Consider the following 19354-nt stretch of genomic DNA (forward strand, 5'->3'; position numbering starts at 1 on the left):
ATGGTTAAGTTCTTAAATGAACCAGGGAAGGTATACGCCCTTGCAAAGCTCGATCGGTCTTGCCTTGGTTTTGGTGCTTGGCGGAGGCACTTCTTGCTTTGCCAACACCGATTTTCTGAGAGTTTCGGTCGAGTGCCCGACCCCCGGCGGCAGCAAGATTCTCGAGACGATCGACGAAAAGCCCAACGGAAACCAGTCGCGCGTTTCGACATTCTACATGGATGGGCGGGTAGACAGGATCGCCGTGTCATTTTCCGAAGACGGGTCCAACTTCCGCGAGCAATTCGCACTCAGTCGTTCAACAAGCGTCGGAACTAAGGAGTTTCCTGCGTTCCGCGCGCTCGAAGACCGTGCCAACGAACTGCTCAGATTCTTTTGCCAGGCCGATGCCGATACGGAAGCGAGGCAGCGGTATCTCGATCTGTTGAAGGCCAACCGGCAGTTTCTCAGCGAAGAGAAAGGCCAGTAACAGCCAAACTCAAGAGATCCCGATTGGCGGGAGCTCTCAGGCCTTGCGCTCCCAGCGCCGGTCCGGCGTCTGCTGCCAGTAGGTCACGGCGTGGCCGGCATCCTTCATCACCTTCCAGTGCCCACGGGCCGCCTCGACCTGGGCGGCGTCGTGGCCGTCGAACAGGAACACGGCACGCTCATAGCCGCTGAGCTCAGGCGGCACCGCGCCGTCAACCAAGAACCTTATTTTGGCTTCGTTGGGGTTGCCGTAACCGGTGGTCAACAGGACAGGTTGTTCGCCGGGATAGGCTTCGCGGTCGGTCGCGTGCGCCAGGAACGAATCATCGCGGAAGGTCCACAGATGCTGGTCGAGCGCGTCGCGCCGTTCCTCGGTGCCGGTCTGCACAACGGCGCGCCAGCCGCGATCGACGCTGCGCTCGAGCAGGCCGGGCAGCGCATCCTCCAGCGTCGATTCGGTCAGATGGTAGAACAGCACGTCGGCCATGGAATGAGGTCAGCTTTCGTAGTGATCGCGCACCAGCCGGTCGAGCAGCCGTACGCCGAAGCCTGAACCCCAGGACTGGTTGATCTCGCTCGATGGCGCGCCCATCGCGGTGCCCGCAATGTCGAGATGCGCCCAGGGCGTATCCTTGACGAAGCGCTGCAGGAATTGTGCCGCGATGATGGCACCGCCATAGCGGCCGCCGATGTTCTTCATGTCGGCGTTCTTGGAATCGATCAGCTTGTCGTATTCAGCACCAAGCGGCATGCGCCACAGCCGTTCCTGCGTCGCCTGCCCCGCCGCCGTCAGCCTTTCCGCCAATTCGTCGTTGTTGGAGAACAGGCCGGCATAGTGCAGGCCGAGCGCGACCATGATGGCACCGGTCAGCGTCGCCAGATTGACCATGAATTTCGGCTGGAAGCGATCGTTGCAATACCACAGCGCATCGGCCAGCACTAGGCGCCCTTCGGCGTCGGTGTTAAGCACCTCGATGGTCTGGCCCGACATCGAGGTGACGATGTCGCCGGGGCGCTGCGCATGGCCATCGACGGCGTTTTCGACAAGGCCGATGATACCAACGACATTGGCCTTGGCCTTGCGCGCGGCCAAGGCGTGCATGAGGCCGGTCACCGCGGCGGCACCACCCATGTCACCCTTCATGTCCTCCATACCCGAAGCTGGCTTGATCGAATTGCCGCCGGTGTCGAAGGTGACGCCCTTGCCGACAAAGGCGACAGGGCTGTCCTTGGGCTTGCCGCCGTTCCACTGCATGATCGCCATGCGGGCGCCGCGAGGCGAGCCTTGGGCGACGCCGAGCAGCGAGCCCATGCCGAGCTTCTTCATCTCCTTTTCGGTCAGGATCTCGACCTTGACGCCGAGCGCCTCGAGTTCCTTGGCGTAGCCGGCGAACTCGACAGGTCCCAGCACATTTGCCGGTTCGTTGACTAGATCGCGCGCCAGAAGCACGCCGTCGACCACCGCCTCGACTTCCGCGAAGGCCTTCCTGGCACCTGCCGGGTCGGCGGTGTGGATGGTTACCTTGACCGGCTTCTTCGGATCGGCCTTCGCGTCATCCTTGTCCTTCCTGGTCTTGTACTTGTCGAAGGAATAGCCGCGCAGGAGAATGCCCGCCGCCAGGTTGGCGGCGTCCTTGCCGTCAGGCGAGGCTCCGACGAGGTCGAACACCACGGCGACGTCGGTTGCCTTGCGCAGCGACGCTGCAATGGTGCCGCCGAGTTTCAGCCAGGCGTACTCGTCGAGCCCCGACACCTTGCCGGTACCGATCGCGATCAACCTGTCGAGCGACGTTGCTTCCGGCGCCAGAATCTCGACGACACCAGCGAACTTGCCCGTGAACTCTGCCACCGGGAAGGCCCGGTCCAGCGTCTTGCCGGGATCGTAGGCCCTGGCCGCATCGCTCAGGCCAGCGTCATCCGTCGACAGCACGAAGACCGTGCCCTTTCTGTTCGCCGCCTGCTGAGGCGCGGCGAATTTTGCAAAGGCGATCGACGGTCTCGGGTTCATCATGTCCTGCTTTCGGGGATTGCGCGATGGTGTGCGACGCGGTTTCAAGCGATCCGCGACATTTGGTCGTTTTCCGGCATTTGGCAAGACTTTGCCAAAATGGCTACCCATATGACACGTGGAATCGATGGCGATTCGTCGCGGCACGGCCCCGCTTCATGCCGCAACTTGTTGTTAACCATCGATGTTCGCCCTTTCTTATCCATTCCCTCCGACACTCCGGTTCATTGCGGCACGCGACGTGGGACGGGAACCGGATCGCCTGCCTGATCGAGCCTATCGCAGCCAGTTGTGCGGGCGTCGCCGGACAGCTACCCTTAGCGTGGTGGCATGATGCCGTTCGAGAAAACCGAGTAAAGCCTTCATGAAGGTCGTTGAACGCTACATCATGCGCCGCGCTTTCGTGGTCTTCCTGGCAGCGCTGGTCTGGACGCTGGCCATTGTGTGGACCACGCAGGTGCTGGCCAAGATCGATCTGGTCACCGATAGCGGCCAGTCGTCGCTGACCTTCTTCGAGGTCGCCGCCCTTATTCTTCCCTCGATCATCCCGATCGTCGTGCCTTTCGCGCTGGTGGTGGCGGTTGCCCAGACACTCAGTGTCATGAATTCGGATTCCGAGCTCGCCGTCGTCAACGCCGCTGGCGCCTCGCGCTGGACGATCGTGCGGCCAATCATGCTTCTAGCAATTGCAGCCAGCGTTTTTTCCTTTGCCGTCGACAATGGCATAGACCCCTATGCTCGGCAGAAGAACCGCGCTTTGGTGGCTGAGTCGCGCGCCGATCTGCTGTCGCTGATCATCCAGGAAGGCACCTTCCGAAAGATCGAGGACGGGTTGTTCCTGCAGATCGGCGAGCGGCTTCCCGACAACAGGCTGGGCGGCGTCTTCGTCGCCGATTCGCGCGAGGAAGGCGTCAACCTCGTCTATTACGCCAAGACCGGCAGCGTTGCCGAGCGAAACGGTGAAAAAGTCCTGGTGATGAATGATGGCGTCATCCACCGCAAAACGGTGACCGGAGATCTGTCCGTTATCCGGTTCACCTCCTATGCCTTCGACATGTCGGCCTTCCTGTCGGCAGCCAACCAGGTAACGCTGCTGCCGAAGGACCAGACGACCCAATACCTGCTCAATCCCAGCGCCAACGACAAGAATTTTCAGCAAAACCCCCAGGAATACCGCGCCGAGATCGATCAACGGTTTTCGGAATGGACCTATTCCATGGTTTTCGCGCTGATCGCGCTCGCGGTCGCAGGCGATGCGCGCTCGCATCGCGAGGCGCGCATCAATCCTTTGATCACCGCCATCACGATATCGCTGTTCGTGCGCTGGCTGGGTTTCTTTGCCGCGAGCAAGGCCGATGAAGTGCCTTTATACGGCTATATGGTCTATTGCGTGCCTATCGTGGCTGCTGTGGTGGCCATCTGGTTCATCGTCTCGAACCGGACCATGGAGCTGCCGGTGGCCTGGGCCGACTGGATGACAAACCTGGCGGGCCGCTTCGGCGACGGCTGGAACGCGCTCAAGCTGCGTTTCTCCCGGCGCGGCACTTCAGGTCAGGGGATCGGCTGATGGGCTGGACGCTGGGCCGTTATTTCTTCTTCCGTTACGTGACGATCACGATCTGGTTCTTCCTGGGCCTGCTGGCGCTGGTGTTCCTGATCGATTTCACCGAGCTGTCCGGGCGCACCACCGGCCTGCCCGGCTTCACCTATGGGACGGCGGTGGCCATTTCGGGCCTTCGGATGCCGATGATCATGCTGCAGACGGTGCCGTTTGTCGGCTTGTTCTCGGCAATGGCGACCCTGGTTTCGCTCAACCGCCGCTACGAACTGGTCATCGCGCGCTCGGCGGGTGTTTCCGCCTGGCAATTCCTGTTGCCATGCTGCATCGGAGCTTTGCTGTTCGGCTTGGTCTCAGTGGGGCTCATCAACCCGCTCGCCGCGCACGCCTTCTCCTGGTCCGAGCAGATCGAGACTCAATTACGCTCCGGCAAATCAAATACCGTTTCAGCCGACGCCGCCCCCTGGATCCGGCAGAAAACCAGCTCCGGCGACACCATCATCGGCGCGCGGGCCATCCTCAATCAGGGCCTTGAGATGGCCGATGTCGTCTTTTTCATTCTTGACCCGCAAGGCAATATCGTCGAGCGCAAGGACGCTGCCCGCGCCTATCTTCGCGACGGATATTGGGATTTGCAGGATGTAAAGACGTTCCGGAACGGCACCATCACGCCAGCGGCAAGCGATCGTGTGCCGACCTATTTGAAGCCGGAATTCGTGCAGGAGCGGCTGGCGCGCCCGGAAACCATCCCGTTCTACGACCTGCCCGGAAAAATCGAGGTTGCCCGCTCCTTCGGCCTCAAGGCAAATGCCTTTGCCATGCAGTTCGATTCGCTGGTGGCGCTGCCGTTCCTCCTCGTCGCCATGACGCTGATTGCGGCAACAGTTTCAATGCGATTTGCACGAATGGGGCAGTCTGCAACGATGATTCTGGGTGGCGTCGTTGCCGGGTTTCTGCTTTATGTCGTTTCGGTGCTCGTGAAGGCATTCGGCGTGGCAGGATTCGTGCCGACCGCCATAGCCGCCTGGGTACCGGTCGTGGTAGCTATGTTCTTCGGGGTGACTTTCCTGCTATACAAGGAAGACGGCTAGTGAGGGAGGCGTTTTTGCCCAGCAACAGGCAGGCCCGTTTGGCGCGCCTCTATGCGGCGAGCGCCTTGGCGTGCCTGCTTGCCTGCGGTGTCGCTCTGCCGGCGTTCGCGCAGAAGGTCGGCAACGTGTCGTCCGTTCCGGCCGGCACCCAGATGCTGCTGGCGGCTGATACGCTGGAGTATAACAACGACAACCAGACCGTGACGGCAATCGGTGGCGTGCAGATCGACTACGGCGGCAACCGCCTCGTCGCCCAGAGGGTTGTATACGACCGCGCCACCAAGCGGTTGGTTGCCAGTGGCAAAGTCGAGCTCGTCAACAGCGACGGCACCAAGATCAATTCGGAACATATCGACATCACCGACGATTTCGCCGACGGTTTCGCCAACGCGCTCCGCGTTGAAACCATCGACAAGGCCTATTTCGCCGCCGAAAGCGCCGAGCGCATGGGCGGTGTGCTGACCACCTTCCATAATGGCGTCTACACCGCCTGCGAACCGTGCGAAGACAAGCCCAACAAAGCGCCGACCTGGCGCGTGAAGGCCAGAAAGATCATCTGGAACGGCGAGAAGAAGACGGTTCGCTTCGAGAATGCGAATTTCGAATTCTTCGGTTTTCCGCTCGCCTATCTGCCGGCGTTCGAGATCGCCGACCCGACCGTGAAGCGCAAGAGCGGATTCCTCATCCCCAGCATCAGCTACAACAGCCATCTGGGATACAGCGTCAAGGTTCCCTATTATTTCGCCCTTTCGCCGACCTATGACCTGACGGTGACGGGCAGCGGCTACACAAAGCAGGGTTTCCTTGGAGAGGCCGAGTGGCGCCAGCGCTTCAACAATGGCGAATACACGTTGAAGATCGCCGGGATTCAGCAGCAGAATGCAGACGCCTTCATCGACAGCAACGGCCGCAATGTCGATTCGGGTGCGGCGGGCGATCCAAACAAATTCCGCGGCATGATGGGTACGCAGGGCCAGTTCGCCATCAATGAACGCTGGAATGTCGGCTGGGACATACTGCTGCAGACCGACAAGGATTTTTCGAACACCTATAATATCGATAAATACAACGCCTCCGTCCACCAGTCGACAGTTTACCTGACGGGCCTCAATGACCGAAACTACTTCGACGTGCGCGCCATGCATTTCGACGTTCAAGAAAACACCACCGACAGCACCGCGCGCAGCGGCCAGCAGCCCTGGGTGCTGCCTTCACTAGACTACGCCTACATTCCCGATGCGTCGGTTGCCGGCGGGCAGTTGTCGTTCAATGTCAATACGCGGGTCATCCGCCGCGATGATCTCGATGACGGCACGACGACACCTACGGTGCGCGTGCCCGGCATCGAGGGCGAATCCGGGCGCCTCACCGCCGAGTCCGAATGGAAAAGGACTTTTGTCACCGATGACGGGCTGGTGGTGACACCATTGCTGGCGCTGCAGGGTGACGTCGACTACCTTAACGCATCATCTGGTTCACTCGCCGCGATCAACCAGATGGCGACGAATTTGGGCCAACAGGATGACATGCGCTCATCGTTTGCCCGTTACATGGCAACCGCCGGGCTTGAAATGAGCTGGCCGCTGCTGTTTTCCTTGGCTAGCGGGTCCAGCCACGTCTTAGAGCCGATGGCGCAGGTGTTCATGCGTCCGAACGAACAATATGTCGGCGGCCTCGCTATTCCCAACGAAGACGCCCAGAGCATGGTGTTCGACGCGACCACTCTGTTCGAACGCGACAAATTCTCCGGTTATGACCGCATCGAGGGTGGCTCGCGCGCCAATGTCGGCTTCCGCTATTCCGGCTCCTACATCAACGGCTGGGGCACCAATGCCATTTTCGGCCAGTCCTATCAGATAGGCGGAGAGAACTCCTTCGCCGCGCCGGATGTGGTCAATGTTGGCGCTTATTCGGGTCTGGAAACCAGCAAGTCTGACTATGTCGGTTTGTTTGGCATCAACAGCCCGAACGGCTTCGCGGCCTCGGTCAGCGGCCGCTTCGACGAGCAGACCTTCCAGGTTCGCCGCGCCGAGCTGAAAGCCGCCTATTCAGGCCTACCGGTGTCGCTGAGCGCCAAATACGCCTTCATCCAGGCCCAGCCGCTCTACGGTTTCACCACCGACCGTCACGAGGTCACGCTTGGTGCATCGACGCATCTTGCCGAGAACTGGCGCGTGTTCGGGACAGGAACATACGATCTGCAGCAAAGCCTGCTGGTCAAGGATGGGGTCGGCTTCGCCTACAACGATTCCTGCTTCACCTATCTGATGACGTACTCTCAGTCGCGTGACCTGACCACCAGGGAAGTGACGCAGAGCATCGGCTTCAACCTGTCGTTCCGCACCCTCGGCGACTTCGGCTCGTCGACCAGCGCAGTCGACACCATCCAGTAATCGGCGACATCGTTTCGCCGCATAGGGCTGGCACGGATTCGCGCACCCGGAAGAGGACGAAATTGGGCGGGACCGGGATAGAATTGGGATGCTAACGATGAGGAAATACCTCTTTTCAGCAGGGTTTGCGCTGCTTGTGGCCGCGACATCCGTGTCGATGACCGTCATGACGCCGCCGGCTTTCGCCAGCGAGATCAAGTACGTCGTCAACGACATACCAATCACGTCAGGCGATATTGCGCACCGTGCCGCCTTCCTGAAGCTGCAGCACAAGAAGGGCGACGCGGGCCAGGAAATGATCGACCAGACGCTGCGGCTGGCCGAGGCCAGGCGACTTGGCATCCGCATCAGCGATGCGCAGGTCGAGGCGGCCTACCAGCGCTTTGCCTCGGGCAACAAGATGCAGCTCAGCCAGCTTGACGGCGTCATGGAAAAATCCGGCGTCAGCAAGGACCATTTCAAGGAATTCATCCGCGCCCAGATGGCCTGGAACCAGGCCTTGAGCGCGCGCTACCGTTCCGGCGACGGCGGCAGCGTGACCGAGCAGGACGCCGTCAGGCGCATGCTCGACAAGGGCGGAGCCAAACCGAGCGCCACCGAGTACATGCTGCAGCAGGTCATCTTCGTTGTGCCCGCCGCCGAACGCAGCGCGACGCTGGCCAAGCGCAAGCGTGAAGCCGATGCCATGCGTGCCCGCTTCAACGGCTGCACCACGACGCGCGAGTTCGCCAAGGGCCTGATCGACGTCACCGTTCGCGATCTGGGCCGGATCCTGGCGCCGCAATTGCCGCCGGACTGGGCCGAGCAGATCAAGGCCACCAAGGTCGGCGGCGCTACCGTCACGCGCGAGACCGAGCGCGGCGTCGAGTTCATCGGCATCTGCTCATCGCGCGAAGTGTCGGACGACAAGACGGCGCAGATGGTGTTCCAGAGCGAAGGCTCCGGTGACAAGGATGCCGACGCACTCAGCAAGAAATATGTCGACGAATTGAAGGCGAAAGCCCGCATCGTCAAGCGCTGACGTGAGCAGCGCGATGACCGCGCTGGCGCTGAGCGTCGGCGATCCCTCCGGCATCGGCCCCGAAATCGCCATCGCCGCCTTTCTGGCGCGTGAGGCTCTCGGCCTGCCCGCCTTTTATCTGCTGGCCGATCCGGCGCTGATCGCGTCGCGGGCAAACCACATCGGCGTGTCGGTGCCGATCGTCGAAACGACGCCGGCGCAAGCGACGCAAGCGTTTGCCCGGGCCCTGCCGATCTTCCCATTGACGGCCAAAAGCATCGACAGTCCCGGACGACCCGACCCGGCTAATGCGGCCGGCACCATCGAAGCGATCGACCGCGCCGTCGCAGCTTGCCTTGCCGGCCACGCGGCGGCCGTGGTCACCTGCCCCATTGCCAAGAAGCCGCTCTATGATGCCGGCTTCCGCTTTCCCGGCCACACCGAATATCTGGCGCATCTGGCGGCCCGGCACAGTGGGGTCGACGCAATGCCGGTCATGATGCTCGCAGGCCCAGACCTGCGCACGGTTCCCGTCACCATCCACATCGCTCTGGCTGAGGTGCCGAAGGCGCTGACCACCGAATTGATCATAGCTACCGCGCGCATCACCGCCGCCGATCTCGCCAGTCGCTTCGGCATCGCCAGGCCGAGGCTGGCCATAGCCGGCCTCAATCCGCATGCGGGCGAAGGCGGTTCCATGGGCCTGGAGGACGAGCGTATCGTGCGCCCGGCAGTCGAGATCCTGCGCGCCGAAGGCATCGATGCTTTCGGGCCGCTCCCGGCCGACACGCTGTTTCATGTCCGGGCGCGGGCAGGCTACGATGCGGCGCTATGCATGTATCATGACCAGGCGTTGATCCCGGCCAAGGCGCTGGCCTTCGACGAGGCGGTCAACGTCACGCTCGGCCTGCCCTTCATCCGCACCTCGCCGGACCACGGCACGGCGTTCGACATCGCCGGCAAGGGCATTGCGCGGGCCGACAGCCTGATCGCGGCGCTGAAGCTTGCCAGGAGGCTCGCCGACACCGACGCAAAGGCCGTGGCCGCATGAGCTTTTCGGCTTCAGGTCTCCTAGCATGAGCATCGACGGGCTGCCGCCGCTGCGCGACGTCATCGAGCGCCATGGGCTGCAGGCGAAAAAGGCGCTTGGCCAGAATTTTCTGCTCGACCTCAACTTGACCGGCAAGATCGCACGCAGCGCCGGCGATCTGACAAACACTGCGGTGATCGAGGTTGGACCGGGACCTGGAGGACTGACGAGGGCGCTGCTTTCCAACGGCGCTCGCCGGGTCGTTGCCGTCGAGCGCGATGAACGCTGCCTGGCAGCCCTTGCCGAAGTCTCCGCTCATTACCCCGGCCGCCTGGAGGTGATTTCGGGCGACGCGCTGAAGACCGACTTCGCCGCTCTTGCTTCCGCGGCTACCGCAGACGGTGGTCCGGTGCGGATCGTGGCCAATCTGCCTTACAATATCGGCACGGAACTGCTCGTGCGCTGGCTGACGGTCGTGGACTGGCCGCCCTTCTACGCCTCGATGACGCTGATGTTCCAGCGCGAAGTGGCGCAGCGCATCGTCGCCGCGCCCGGCAGCGATGCCTATGGCAGGCTTGGCGTGCTGGCCGGCTGGCGCACGCAGGCCAGGATCGCTTTCGACGTGCCGGCCCAGGCCTTCACACCACCGCCCAAGGTCACCTCTTCAGTGGTGCATCTGGAGCCGCGCGCGACGCCCCTGCCCACCGATGTCAAGAAACTCGGCCGCGTCACCGAGGCCGCTTTCGGCCAACGTCGAAAGATGTTGCGGCAGAGCGTGAAAAGCCTCGGCGGCGAAGCCCTGCTCGAACGCGCCGGCATCGACCCGACCCGACGCGCCGAAACGCTTAGCGTCGAGGAATTTGTGCGGTTGACGAACGCGGTTTAGCTCCCTTCTCCCGTTTTACGGGGAGAAGATGCCGGCAGGCAGATGAGGGGGCGGCACGAACTTTTCGCAGGTATGGCGCTGCCCCTCATCAGGCCCTTCGGGCCACCGTCTCCCACAAGGGGAGAAGGAAAAAGACTTCACTCCGTCTTCTCGTCCAACAGTCCAGAGACAAAATCGAACAGACCGGGTCGGCGGTCCCGCCGCAACCTTTCGGCGACAACGATGCCGCGCACCTCGGCGAAGGCGCGGTCGAGGTCGTCATTGACGATGACGAAATCATATTCCTTCCAGTGCTCGATCTCATTGCGGGCGTTCTTCAGCCGCGTCTCGATCACCGCTTCCTGGTCCTCGGCGCGGCGCTTCAGCCGCGCCTTCAATTCCTTCATCGACGGCGGCAGGACGAAGATCGAGACAATGTCGGCGCGCATCTTCTCCTTCAGTTGCTGCGCGCCTTGCCAGTCGATGTCGAACAACATATCGCGGCCCTGCGCCAGCGCCAGTTCGGCGGGTTCGCGCGGTGTCGCGTAGCAATTGCCGTGCACCTCCGCCCATTCAAGTAGCGCGTCGGAATCGCGCAGCCGCTCGAACTCGCGCATGGTGCGGAAATGGTAGTGAACCCCTTCGATCTCCGAGCCGCGGCGCGGTCTGGTGGTGACCGAGACCGACAGTTCGAGGCTGGAATCGCTTTCCAGGAGGTTGCGCGCGATCGTCGACTTGCCGGCGCCTGACGGCGACGACAGGACAAGCATCAGCCCCCGGCGGCGAATGCGGGACCCCAAATCCCTCAGAACCATTGGTTCCTTGGCAACCATCGGCTACTCCAGATTCTGGACCTGTTCACGAAACTGGTCGACCACCGCCTTCAGCTCCAGCCCGATCGCGGTAACGGCGGCGGCATTCGACTTTGAGCACAGCGTATTCGATTCGCGGTTAAATTCCTGTGCCAGAAAATCGAGCTTGCGACCGACGGCGCCGCCGTCCTTGAGCAGGGTTCGGCCGGACGCGACATGTGTTTTCAACCGGTCGATCTCTTCGCGAATGTCGGCCTTGGTGGCCAGGAAGGCCGCTTCCATATGCAGCCGGCTTGGGTCCAGATTGGCGGACGCATCCATCAGCAGCCTGATTTGCTCGGCGATGCGCTCACGGATCGCCGCCGGATCGCGTGACGTGTCCGCTTCGGCGCGCAGCGTCAATGCCTCGATGGCGTCGATCTGGCCCGACAGCAGCAGAGCCAATGCAGCACCCTCGCTCTGCCGTGCCTGTTCCAGCCCTTTCAGCGCCATGTCGAGCGCGGCCATGATGGCGATGTCGAGTGCGGCGCGGGCCTCTTCGGTTTCGACGGTTTCAGGAATGTCGAGCACGCCACGCAGCGACAGCAACCCGTCAGCCGTCGCGGGCGCTACGCCGAATTGCTCCTGCAGCCGCTTGGCCAGGCCGGCAAGGTCTTTCAGGAAGGCCTCGTTGACGACGGGTTGCGCCTGCGCGCCGGCGGCACGGCCGATGGTCAGCGTCGCCTGGAAATTGCCGCGGGCGAAACGCTTTTGCAACGTTTGCCTGACCGCCGGCTCCAACCGCTCGAAACCTTGCGGCAGCCGTAGCCGGACCTCGACGCTCTTGCCGTTGACGGACTTGACCTCCCAGGCGATCGAGGTGCCGTCATGCTCAGCGACGGCGCGTGCAAATCCGGTCATGCTCTGCAAATTCATGTCGCCTGCACACCCCTGGCGCATCACCCCGAAACCGGTTTTCCGGACAGGGGCAAGTGCTGCTTAAAAATAACCGCGCCGCGGATGCGTCGAAATCAGACGCGCGACGTTCTTCAAATGTCAGGCTGTCGCCTTCCGGGCAACGTCTTTCTTTGTATTACTGGGCATCGCCGCCGGCGTCGCCACTGTCGCCACCGCTGCTATCACCATCGCTGTTGTCGGCAGGCTTGTTGTCGGCGGGCTTGTCGGCATTGGTACCAGCGGCAGCGGCGGCCTTGGCCGCGTCATCGGCCTGCTTCTTCTGCAACGCACGATAACGGGCGACGTTCTCATTGTGCTCATCCAGCGTCGCGGCAAAGACGTGACCGCCCGTGCCGTCAGCGACGAAATAGAGGTCGTCGGTCTTGGATGGATTGGCCACGGCCTCAAGTGCTGCACGGCCCGGATTGGCGATGGGCGTCGGCGGCAGGCCGCTGATCACATAGGTGTTGTAGGGCGTCTGCTTCTGGATGTCCGACTGGTAGATCGGGCGATCCGCGGGCTTTCCCTTGCCGCCGAACAGACCATAGATGATGGTCGGATCGGATTGCAGGCGCATGCCCTTGGCCAACCGGTTGATGAAGACGGCGGCGACGCGCGAGCGCTCGTCACCCCTGCCGGTTTCCTTCTCGACGATCGAAGCCAGGGTGACAAAGTCATCGACGCTGGCCAGCGGCAGGTCCGGCGCACGCCGTTGCCATACCTCATCGACCAGCTTCTTCTGATCGGCCACCAGCTTGTCGATCATCTGCTGGCGCGTCGCGCCACGCGTGAAGCGCAACGTGTCGGTGGCAAGGCTGCCCTCGGGCGGCGTTGTCGTCGGCATGTCGCCACTCAAGGCGGGTTCGTCGGCGATGCGCTGCAGGGCCTGCTCGACCGTCAGCCCTTCGGGGATGGTCAGTGAGTACATCACCGACTTGCCGCTCTTCAAAAGCTCCATGATGTCGCGCATGGATGCCTTGGGCTTGATCTCGTACTCACCGGCCTTGAGCGCGGAATCGTTGCCGAAGGCACGCACGCCAAGGCGGAATACGCGGGCGTCGCTTATCAAGCCGCGGCGCTCAAGCTGGTCGGCGATGTCCGCAACGCCGGTGTTCGGCTTGATCAGGAAGGTGTCGCCATTGGCCGAGGGGCCTGGCTCGGTGAACTCCTGCTTGCCAAGATAGACTGCGACGCCCGCCGCCAGAACCATCAGCATCACCGAGGTGATGACGAAGTTCATGAACACAACCACTTGGCTGCGCGAAGCGCGCGAGCGCTTCGGCGGCGGCGTGCCGGCTTCCGGGCGCAAGGCCTCGCTGGCCGTTTTCGGCACAATCGGCCCGGTGTTCGCCGGCCGTTGCCCGAATTCTCCGTTGCCCGCCGGATTTGTGCTCATTTCGCCCTACCGTTTGATCGCCCAACGAATCCCCTGCGGCAGAGTAGGGGCGAATATGGCAAAATTGACGGCAGGCCAAAGCATCGCCCGGCAGCCGGGCTATCAGCCATTGTAGCGTTGGAACACAAGCGAAGCGTTGGTACCGCCAAAGCCAAAGGAATTGGACAGCGCCACGTCGATCTGGCGAGCGCGGGGCTTGTTCGGCACCAGGTCGATCGCGGTTTCGCGCTCCGGGTGGTCGAGGTTGATGGTCGCCGGCGCGACATTGTCCCTGATCGCAAGGATCGAGAAGATCGCTTCGGCGGCACCCGCCGCGCCAAGAAGATGGCCGATCGACGACTTGGTCGACGACATCGAAATCTTCGATGCGGCATTGCCGACAAGCCGCTCGACAGCGCCGAGTTCAATGGTGTCGGCCATGGTCGAAGTGCCATGGGCGTTGATGTAGTCGACATCGGCAGGCGTCAGCTTGGCCCGGTTCAACGCCGCCGTCATGCAGCGGAAGGCGCCATCGCCGTCCTCCGCAGGCGCCGTGATATGATGGGCATCGCCAGTGAGGCCATAGCCGGTCACCTCGGCATAAATCTTGGCACCGCGCGCCTTGGCGTGCTCCAGTTCCTCAAGCACGACGACACCGGCACCCTCGCCCATGACGAACCCGTCGCGATCGCGGTCGTATGGGCGCGACGCCGTCTCCGGCGTGTCATTGCGATCGGTCGACAATGCCCGACATGCAGCAAAACCTGCGATCGACAGCCGCGTCACCGGCGCTTCGGCGCCGCCGGCGACCATGACGTCAGCATCGCCCCACATGATCAGCCGGGCGGCATCGCCAATGGCGTGCGCGCCGGTCGAACACGCCGTGACCACGGCATGGTTCGGGCCCTTCAGCCCGTGCCGGATCGACACCTGGCCAGAGACGAGATTGATGATCTGGCCCGGGATGAAGAAGGGACTGATGCGGCGCGGACCGCGTTCCTTGAGGATCATCGCGTTCTCCGCGATGCCTTCGATGCCGCCAATGCCGGAACCGATTAGCACGCCGGTAGCGCATTGTTCTTCGTGGGTCTTGGGTTCCCAGCCGGAATCCTTCAGCGCCTCATCGGCGGCTGCAATCCCGTACAGGATGAAGTCGCCGATCTTGCGCAGTTCCTTCGGCTCGAGCACGGCCTCGGGATTGAAAGTGGCATTGCTGCCATCGCCACGCGGAACGACGTGGGCGATCTTGCAGGCAAGATCCTCCACCTCGAACTCGGTGATGCGCTTGGCGGCGCTGCGGCCGGTCAGAAGTTCCTTCCAGCTGTGCTCGAAGCCCATGCCGAATGGCGACAACAACCCAAGGCCCGTGACAACGACACGCCTCATCGCAGGTCCTCCCCGGTGATGACTGCGGAAAGCGTCAGGCCGAAGCCTTGTCGATGTACTTCACCGCATCGCCGACCGTCAGGATGGTCTCGGCTGCGTCGTCAGGGATCTCAACGCCGAACTCTTCTTCGAACGCCATGACGAGTTCGACCGTGTCGAGGCTGTCAGCGCCCAGATCATCGATGAAGCTCGCCTGCTCCGTCACTTTGTCGGCATCGACGCCAAGGTGCTCGATGACGATCTTCTTGACGCGCTCTGCGGTGTCACTCATTTGGGGCATCCTCGTCTTTTGTTTGTCTGTCTTCGTTAGCGGGCAGAATGCCGCTAATCAAGCTGAAAGATGGTCCTGCCGGAAACGCAACGGCCACGAACCGGTTTTTGCCCGAACCGCCGGGTTGCGGGCCGCATTACACGAAAAATCGCTGAGGTCCAAGGCGAAATGGTCTCTTTTCACAACCCCGCCATTACAGTCAAATCATCGCCATGCCGCCGTTGACATGGATGGTCTGGCCGGTGACGTAGGCGGCTTCGTTGGAGGCGAGATAGGCGACAGCGGATGCGACTTCAACACTCGTGCCCATGCGGCGTGTTGGGATCGCCGCCATGATCGCCTCTTTCTGCTTGTCGTTGAGCTTGCCGGTCATCGCCGATTCGATGAAGCCGGGAGCGACACAGTTGACGGTGATATTGCGGGTGGCGATCTCCTGCGCCAGCGACTTGGAAAAGCCGATCATGCCGGCCTTGGTGGCGCAGTAATTGGTCTGGCCGGGATTGCCGGTGACGCCGACCACCGAGGTGATGTTGATGATGCGGCCATGGCGGCGGCGCATCATCGGATGGGTGAGTTCGCGGGTCAGCCGGAACACGGCTGTCAAATTGACCTCCATCACCGTATCCCAGTCGGCATCCGACATGCGCACGAACAGGCCGTCCTTGGTAATGCCGGCATTGTTGACCAGGATGTCGACGCCTTCGAGATCGGCCTCCGCCTTCTGGCCAAGCGCCTTGACCTCGTCGCGGTTCGACAGATTGGCCGGAAACAGTTTTACCCGATCGCCGAGTTCGCTTGCCAAGGTCTCCAGTTTCTCGATGCGGGTGCCGTGCAGGCCGACAATGGCGCCTTGCGCATGCAGCACGCGGGCGATCGCCTCGCCGATGCCTCCCGATGCGCCGGTGACGAGCGCCTTGCGGCCGGTCAGTTCGAACATTTTTGTCTCCTGATCTTAGAGAACACCCTTCCCACGGGAGGGGTCAAATCGCCAGTGGATTATGCAAGTGAGGCCAGCGCGGCCTCGACATCGGCCGGCGTGCCGACGGCTGATGTGGCGATGTCGCGGTTGATCCGCCGTGCCAGACCCGACAGCACCTTGCCGGCGCCGATCTCATAAAGCGTGGTGACGCCATTGGCGCCAAACCATTCCACCGTTTCGCGCCAGCGCACGCGGCCGGTGATCTGGTCGACCAGGCGCCGCGCGATCTCGTCGGGATCGCTGGTCGGGGTCACGGTGACGTTGGACAGCACGGGCACCGCCGGCGCATGCTTCATCACGCCAGCCAGCGCGTCGCGCATGATGTCCGCGGCCGGCGCCATCAGTGCCGAATGGAAAGGTGCCGAGACCTGCAGCATCAACACCCGCTTGGCACCCTTTTCGGTGCACAATTTTGCAGCGAGCTCGACCGCGGCCCTGGCGCCGGAGATGACCAGCTGGCCGCCGCCATTGTCGTTGGCGATCTGGCAGACCTTGCCGGACCCTTGCGCGGCCTCGGTGCAGGCGGCTTCGACATCGGCCTGCTCCAGTCCAATGATCGCCGCCATGGCGCCCTCTCCGGCCGGCACCGCCGCCTGCATGGCATTGCCGCGAATGCGTAACAGACGGGCGGCATCGGCAACGGAAACAAAGCCCGCGGCGGCAAGCGCTGAATATTCGCCCAGCGAGTGGCCGGCGACATAGGCGACCTTGTCCCCCAGCAAGAAATCGCGCGCTTCCAGCGCCTTGATGGCCGCCAGCGATACCGCCATCAGCGCCGGCTGCGCGTTGGCAGTCAGCGTCAAGGTCTCTTCGGGACCTTCCCAGATCAACTTCGACAGGTTCTCGCCGAGCGCGTCGTCGACCTCCTGGAAGATCCTGCGCGCCTCGGGAAAGGCGTCGGCGAGATCCTTGCCCATGCCGACAGCCTGGCTGCCTTGTCCCGGAAAGGTGAATGCAATGGCCATGCGAGGGCTCTCCAAGACTGGTTTTGCTTGCCTGATAGTACGAGTTTTCCCTGCCTGTGGCGCAAGGCAGGCTGCTAAGTCAAGCCCGGATCAACCTGATCCCAAACCCGAACCCCGCGCGGAGTGCCTGTTCCAAAAGGGCTTTTTGGCGATCACTCCTGATGAAAACCGCTCACGAATCGTTTGCTGGCTCTTCTTATTTTCGCTACAGGCGCTAGCTTTGCGTGACAATTGTATGACAATCGAGCGACGTGCCTGTCGCTGGGTGGGGAAGTTAAGGTGGCAAAGAGTTCGAAACGCGTCGGCAAGGCCGCGCCACAGTTCCTGGAAGACGATCCGTCCACCGGCTATCTGCCGGGCCGGAGGTGGCCAGTGGTCCGTTACGGGCTGATCAGCTTGGCGATCTCGGCCATTCTTGTGTTTGCCATCGAATTGATCGTGCGCGGCGACTTTGCCGGCACCGTCTCCTTCTTCCTGCAGCCGCTCAAGCCTGGCTGGACCACGATCGTCGTGTTCGCGCTGATCCTGATCGGTCTCGACGCTGTGCTCGGCCGCAGTCATCAGAGCCTGATGATCGTCGCGCCCTTGACGCTGTCGCTGGCTTTTGTCGGCCACCAGAAATCGCATTATCTCGGCGATCCGCTCTATCCGACTGACTTTCTCTATGCCCGCCAGATCTTCGCGCTGCTGCCGCTCCTGGTGCGCGACCGGCCGATGACCGCTCTCGCCATGGTCGTCGGCATCGTCGCCGGCCTGTCGCTGCTCGTCTATGGCTGGCGGCTGTGGCGCCGCAAGGTTCCCGCACTCAGCCGCAAGGGGCGCCTTGCCCGGCTGACGCTGGCGGTGCCGCTGCTCGCCTTCTTCGTCTCGATCATGGACTACGCCACCTTCTCCTGGACCCGGGACCGGCTGCAGATCATCCCGATTATGTGGGACCAGAAGGAGAATTATGCCTCCAACGGCTTTGCACTGGCCTTTGCGCTCAATGTGCCGATGGCGCACGTCTCGGCACCGCCGGGCTATTCCGACAAGGCAATCGCCGCGATCGACCGGCCGCAGATTGCCGCTTCGGTGCCTGAGGAAAAGCCCGACATCATTGTCGTCATGAGCGAATCCTTCTGGGATCCGGCAAAGCTGCCCGGCGTCACCATCACGCCGGATCCCATTCCCACCGTGCGGGCATTGCGTTCCGGTTCGATGTTCTCGCCTGAATTCGGCGGCATGACCGCGAATATCGAATTCGAGGCGCTGACCGGCTTTTCAAACGCCTTCCTGCCCGCCGGCAGCATCCCCTACCAGCAATATGTGCGCACACCGACACCTTCGATGGCGACCTTCCTGAAGAGTGAAGGCTACCGGGCGCGTGCCATACATCCAGGCACCAACTGGTTCTGGAATCGTGGCGCGGTCTATGCCGATTTCGGATTCAACGATTTCAAGTCGGAAGAAACGCTGCCGCCCATGGAGAAGCGCGGACCGCTGGCATCGGATGCGTCGATGACCGACGAGATCATCCGCGAGGCGGACGCCAGCGACGAACCGGTCTTCTTCTTCGCAGTCAGCCTGCAGAACCATGGTCCCTACGAACCGAACCGCTATGACAACACGACCCACTCGGTGCAGGCGCCGATCAGCCAATGGGCGCGCGCCTCGCTGTTGAGTTATGCAGAGGGTTCAGCCGACGCCGACCACGGCCTTGAACGGCTGATCGAATGGGCCAAGAAGCGCGAGCGGCCGACGATTGTCGCCTTCTTCGGCGACCATCTGCCACCGTTGGGGCCGGTCTATGTCGAAACCGGTTTCCTCAAGGACAACGTCGCACCGCGCAAGGAGCCGACGCCGGAAGCCGCACTCGACCATCACGAGACACCGCTGGTCATCTGGTCGAACCGCTCCGGTCCGGTCAAGAACCTCGGGACGGTGAGCCCGGCATTCCTGCCCTATCATATCCTCACCGCAGCGGGCATCACCCATCCCTACTATACGGGCTTCCTGGGCGAGGTGCGGGAACGTTACCGCGTTGTCGACCGCAACCTTTTGCTGACCCCGGTTGGCGAGGCCACACCTGACTGGTCGCGTCAGAAGGATATCGACCCGGCGATCCGCGATTTCCGGCTCATCCAGTACGACATGATGTTCGGCAAGCGTCAGGCTGCGCCCGACTTCTTCCCCGAGACGGTCGACAAGGTCGTCGCCCATACGAGTTGACGCATTCGA

18 protein-coding genes are annotated in these 19354 nt (G+C 62.3%); 9 read left to right on the forward strand and 9 right to left on the reverse strand.

Annotated elements, in window-relative coordinates; genetic code table 11:
* Positions 1-16: 16 nt before the first annotated feature.
* A complete protein-coding gene (locus A3A9_RS0103990) occupies positions 17-469 on the forward strand; it encodes a hypothetical protein (protein WP_027057616.1) in 453 nt (150 codons plus the stop codon).
* Between the two features lie 36 nt (positions 470-505).
* On the opposite strand, the gene A3A9_RS0103995 is transcribed toward A3A9_RS0103990, so the two are convergent.
* The gene (locus A3A9_RS0103995) at positions 506-955 is read right to left on the reverse strand and encodes a DNA polymerase III subunit chi (protein WP_027057617.1); all 450 of its coding nucleotides are present in this window, start codon (positions 953-955) and stop codon (positions 506-508) included.
* A 9-nt stretch (positions 956-964) separates the two neighbouring features.
* Complete coding sequence (locus A3A9_RS0104000) at positions 965-2476, reverse strand: leucyl aminopeptidase (RefSeq protein WP_027057618.1); 1512 nt, start codon at positions 2474-2476, stop codon at positions 965-967.
* Positions 2477-2840: 364 nt separating this feature from the next.
* On the opposite strand from A3A9_RS0104000, the gene lptF reads away from it, so the two are divergent.
* The 6 genes from lptF to rsmA all read left to right on the forward strand — a co-directional run bounded on the left by lptF (position 2841) and on the right by rsmA (position 10434).
* Entirely contained in the window at positions 2841-4043 is a 1203-nt protein-coding gene (gene lptF, locus A3A9_RS0104005; protein WP_027057619.1) for an LPS export ABC transporter permease LptF, read from the forward strand.
* Complete coding sequence (lptG, locus tag A3A9_RS0104010; RefSeq protein WP_027057704.1) at positions 4040-5125, forward strand: LPS export ABC transporter permease LptG; 1086 nt, start codon at positions 4040-4042, stop codon at positions 5123-5125. Before lptF ends, lptG begins: the two co-directional genes overlap by 4 nt.
* Positions 5125-7518, forward strand: a complete 2394-nt coding sequence (locus A3A9_RS0104015) for an LPS-assembly protein LptD (RefSeq protein WP_027057620.1) — start codon at positions 5125-5127, stop codon at positions 7516-7518. Before lptG ends, A3A9_RS0104015 begins: the two co-directional genes overlap by 1 nt.
* 88 nt (positions 7519-7606) lie before the next feature.
* On the forward strand, positions 7607-8539 hold the full coding sequence (locus A3A9_RS0104020; protein WP_027057621.1) for a peptidylprolyl isomerase: 933 nt from the start codon (positions 7607-7609) through the stop codon (positions 8537-8539).
* Positions 8540-8552: 13 nt separating this feature from the next.
* Positions 8553-9569 (forward strand): 4-hydroxythreonine-4-phosphate dehydrogenase PdxA, encoded by a 1017-nt coding sequence (gene pdxA, locus A3A9_RS0104025; RefSeq protein ID WP_202596345.1) that lies wholly within the window; start codon positions 8553-8555, stop codon positions 9567-9569.
* A 25-nt stretch (positions 9570-9594) separates the two neighbouring features.
* On the forward strand, positions 9595-10434 hold the full coding sequence (gene rsmA, locus A3A9_RS0104030; protein ID WP_027057623.1) for a 16S rRNA (adenine(1518)-N(6)/adenine(1519)-N(6))-dimethyltransferase RsmA: 840 nt from the start codon (positions 9595-9597) through the stop codon (positions 10432-10434).
* Positions 10435-10571: 137 nt separating this feature from the next.
* Here rsmA and gmk read toward each other — a convergent pair whose 3' ends face one another.
* The 3 genes from gmk to mltG form a co-directional block, all read right to left on the reverse strand.
* Complete coding sequence (gene gmk / locus A3A9_RS0104035) at positions 10572-11228, reverse strand: guanylate kinase (RefSeq protein WP_051370752.1); 657 nt, start codon at positions 11226-11228, stop codon at positions 10572-10574.
* Positions 11229-11249: 21 nt separating this feature from the next.
* Positions 11250-12140, reverse strand: coding sequence for a YicC/YloC family endoribonuclease (locus tag A3A9_RS0104040; protein ID WP_027057625.1), 891 nt, complete (start codon positions 12138-12140; stop codon positions 11250-11252).
* Between the two features lie 157 nt (positions 12141-12297).
* Positions 12298-13401, reverse strand: a complete 1104-nt coding sequence (gene mltG / locus A3A9_RS0104045) for an endolytic transglycosylase MltG (RefSeq protein ID WP_245278970.1) — start codon at positions 13399-13401, stop codon at positions 12298-12300.
* On the opposite strand from mltG, the gene A3A9_RS45660 reads away from it, so the two are divergent.
* Positions 13388-13672 (forward strand): hypothetical protein, encoded by a 285-nt coding sequence (locus tag A3A9_RS45660; RefSeq protein WP_245278971.1) that lies wholly within the window; start codon positions 13388-13390, stop codon positions 13670-13672. The two genes, mltG and A3A9_RS45660, sit on opposite strands and share 14 nt — an antisense overlap.
* Here the strand turns inward: A3A9_RS45660 and fabF are convergent.
* From fabF to fabD, 4 genes are all read right to left on the reverse strand, one after another.
* Entirely contained in the window at positions 13660-14922 is a 1263-nt protein-coding gene (gene fabF, locus A3A9_RS0104050; protein ID WP_027057627.1) for a beta-ketoacyl-ACP synthase II, read from the reverse strand. The two genes, A3A9_RS45660 and fabF, sit on opposite strands and share 13 nt — an antisense overlap.
* 34 nt (positions 14923-14956) lie before the next feature.
* A complete protein-coding gene (locus A3A9_RS0104055; protein WP_006203723.1) occupies positions 14957-15193 on the reverse strand; it encodes an acyl carrier protein in 237 nt (78 codons plus the stop codon).
* A 199-nt stretch (positions 15194-15392) separates the two neighbouring features.
* A complete protein-coding gene (gene fabG, locus A3A9_RS0104060; protein WP_027057628.1) occupies positions 15393-16130 on the reverse strand; it encodes a 3-oxoacyl-[acyl-carrier-protein] reductase in 738 nt (245 codons plus the stop codon).
* 59 nt (positions 16131-16189) lie between these two features.
* On the reverse strand, positions 16190-17137 hold the full coding sequence (fabD, locus tag A3A9_RS0104065; RefSeq protein ID WP_027057629.1) for an ACP S-malonyltransferase: 948 nt from the start codon (positions 17135-17137) through the stop codon (positions 16190-16192).
* A 255-nt stretch (positions 17138-17392) separates the two neighbouring features.
* On the opposite strand from fabD, the gene A3A9_RS0104070 reads away from it, so the two are divergent.
* Entirely contained in the window at positions 17393-19345 is a 1953-nt protein-coding gene (locus A3A9_RS0104070; RefSeq protein ID WP_082221855.1) for an LTA synthase family protein, read from the forward strand.
* Positions 19346-19354: the final 9 nt, after the last annotated feature.

The organism is Mesorhizobium loti CJ3sym (genome assembly GCF_000472785.1).
Lineage (GTDB): Bacteria > Pseudomonadota > Alphaproteobacteria > Rhizobiales > Rhizobiaceae > Mesorhizobium > Mesorhizobium loti_E.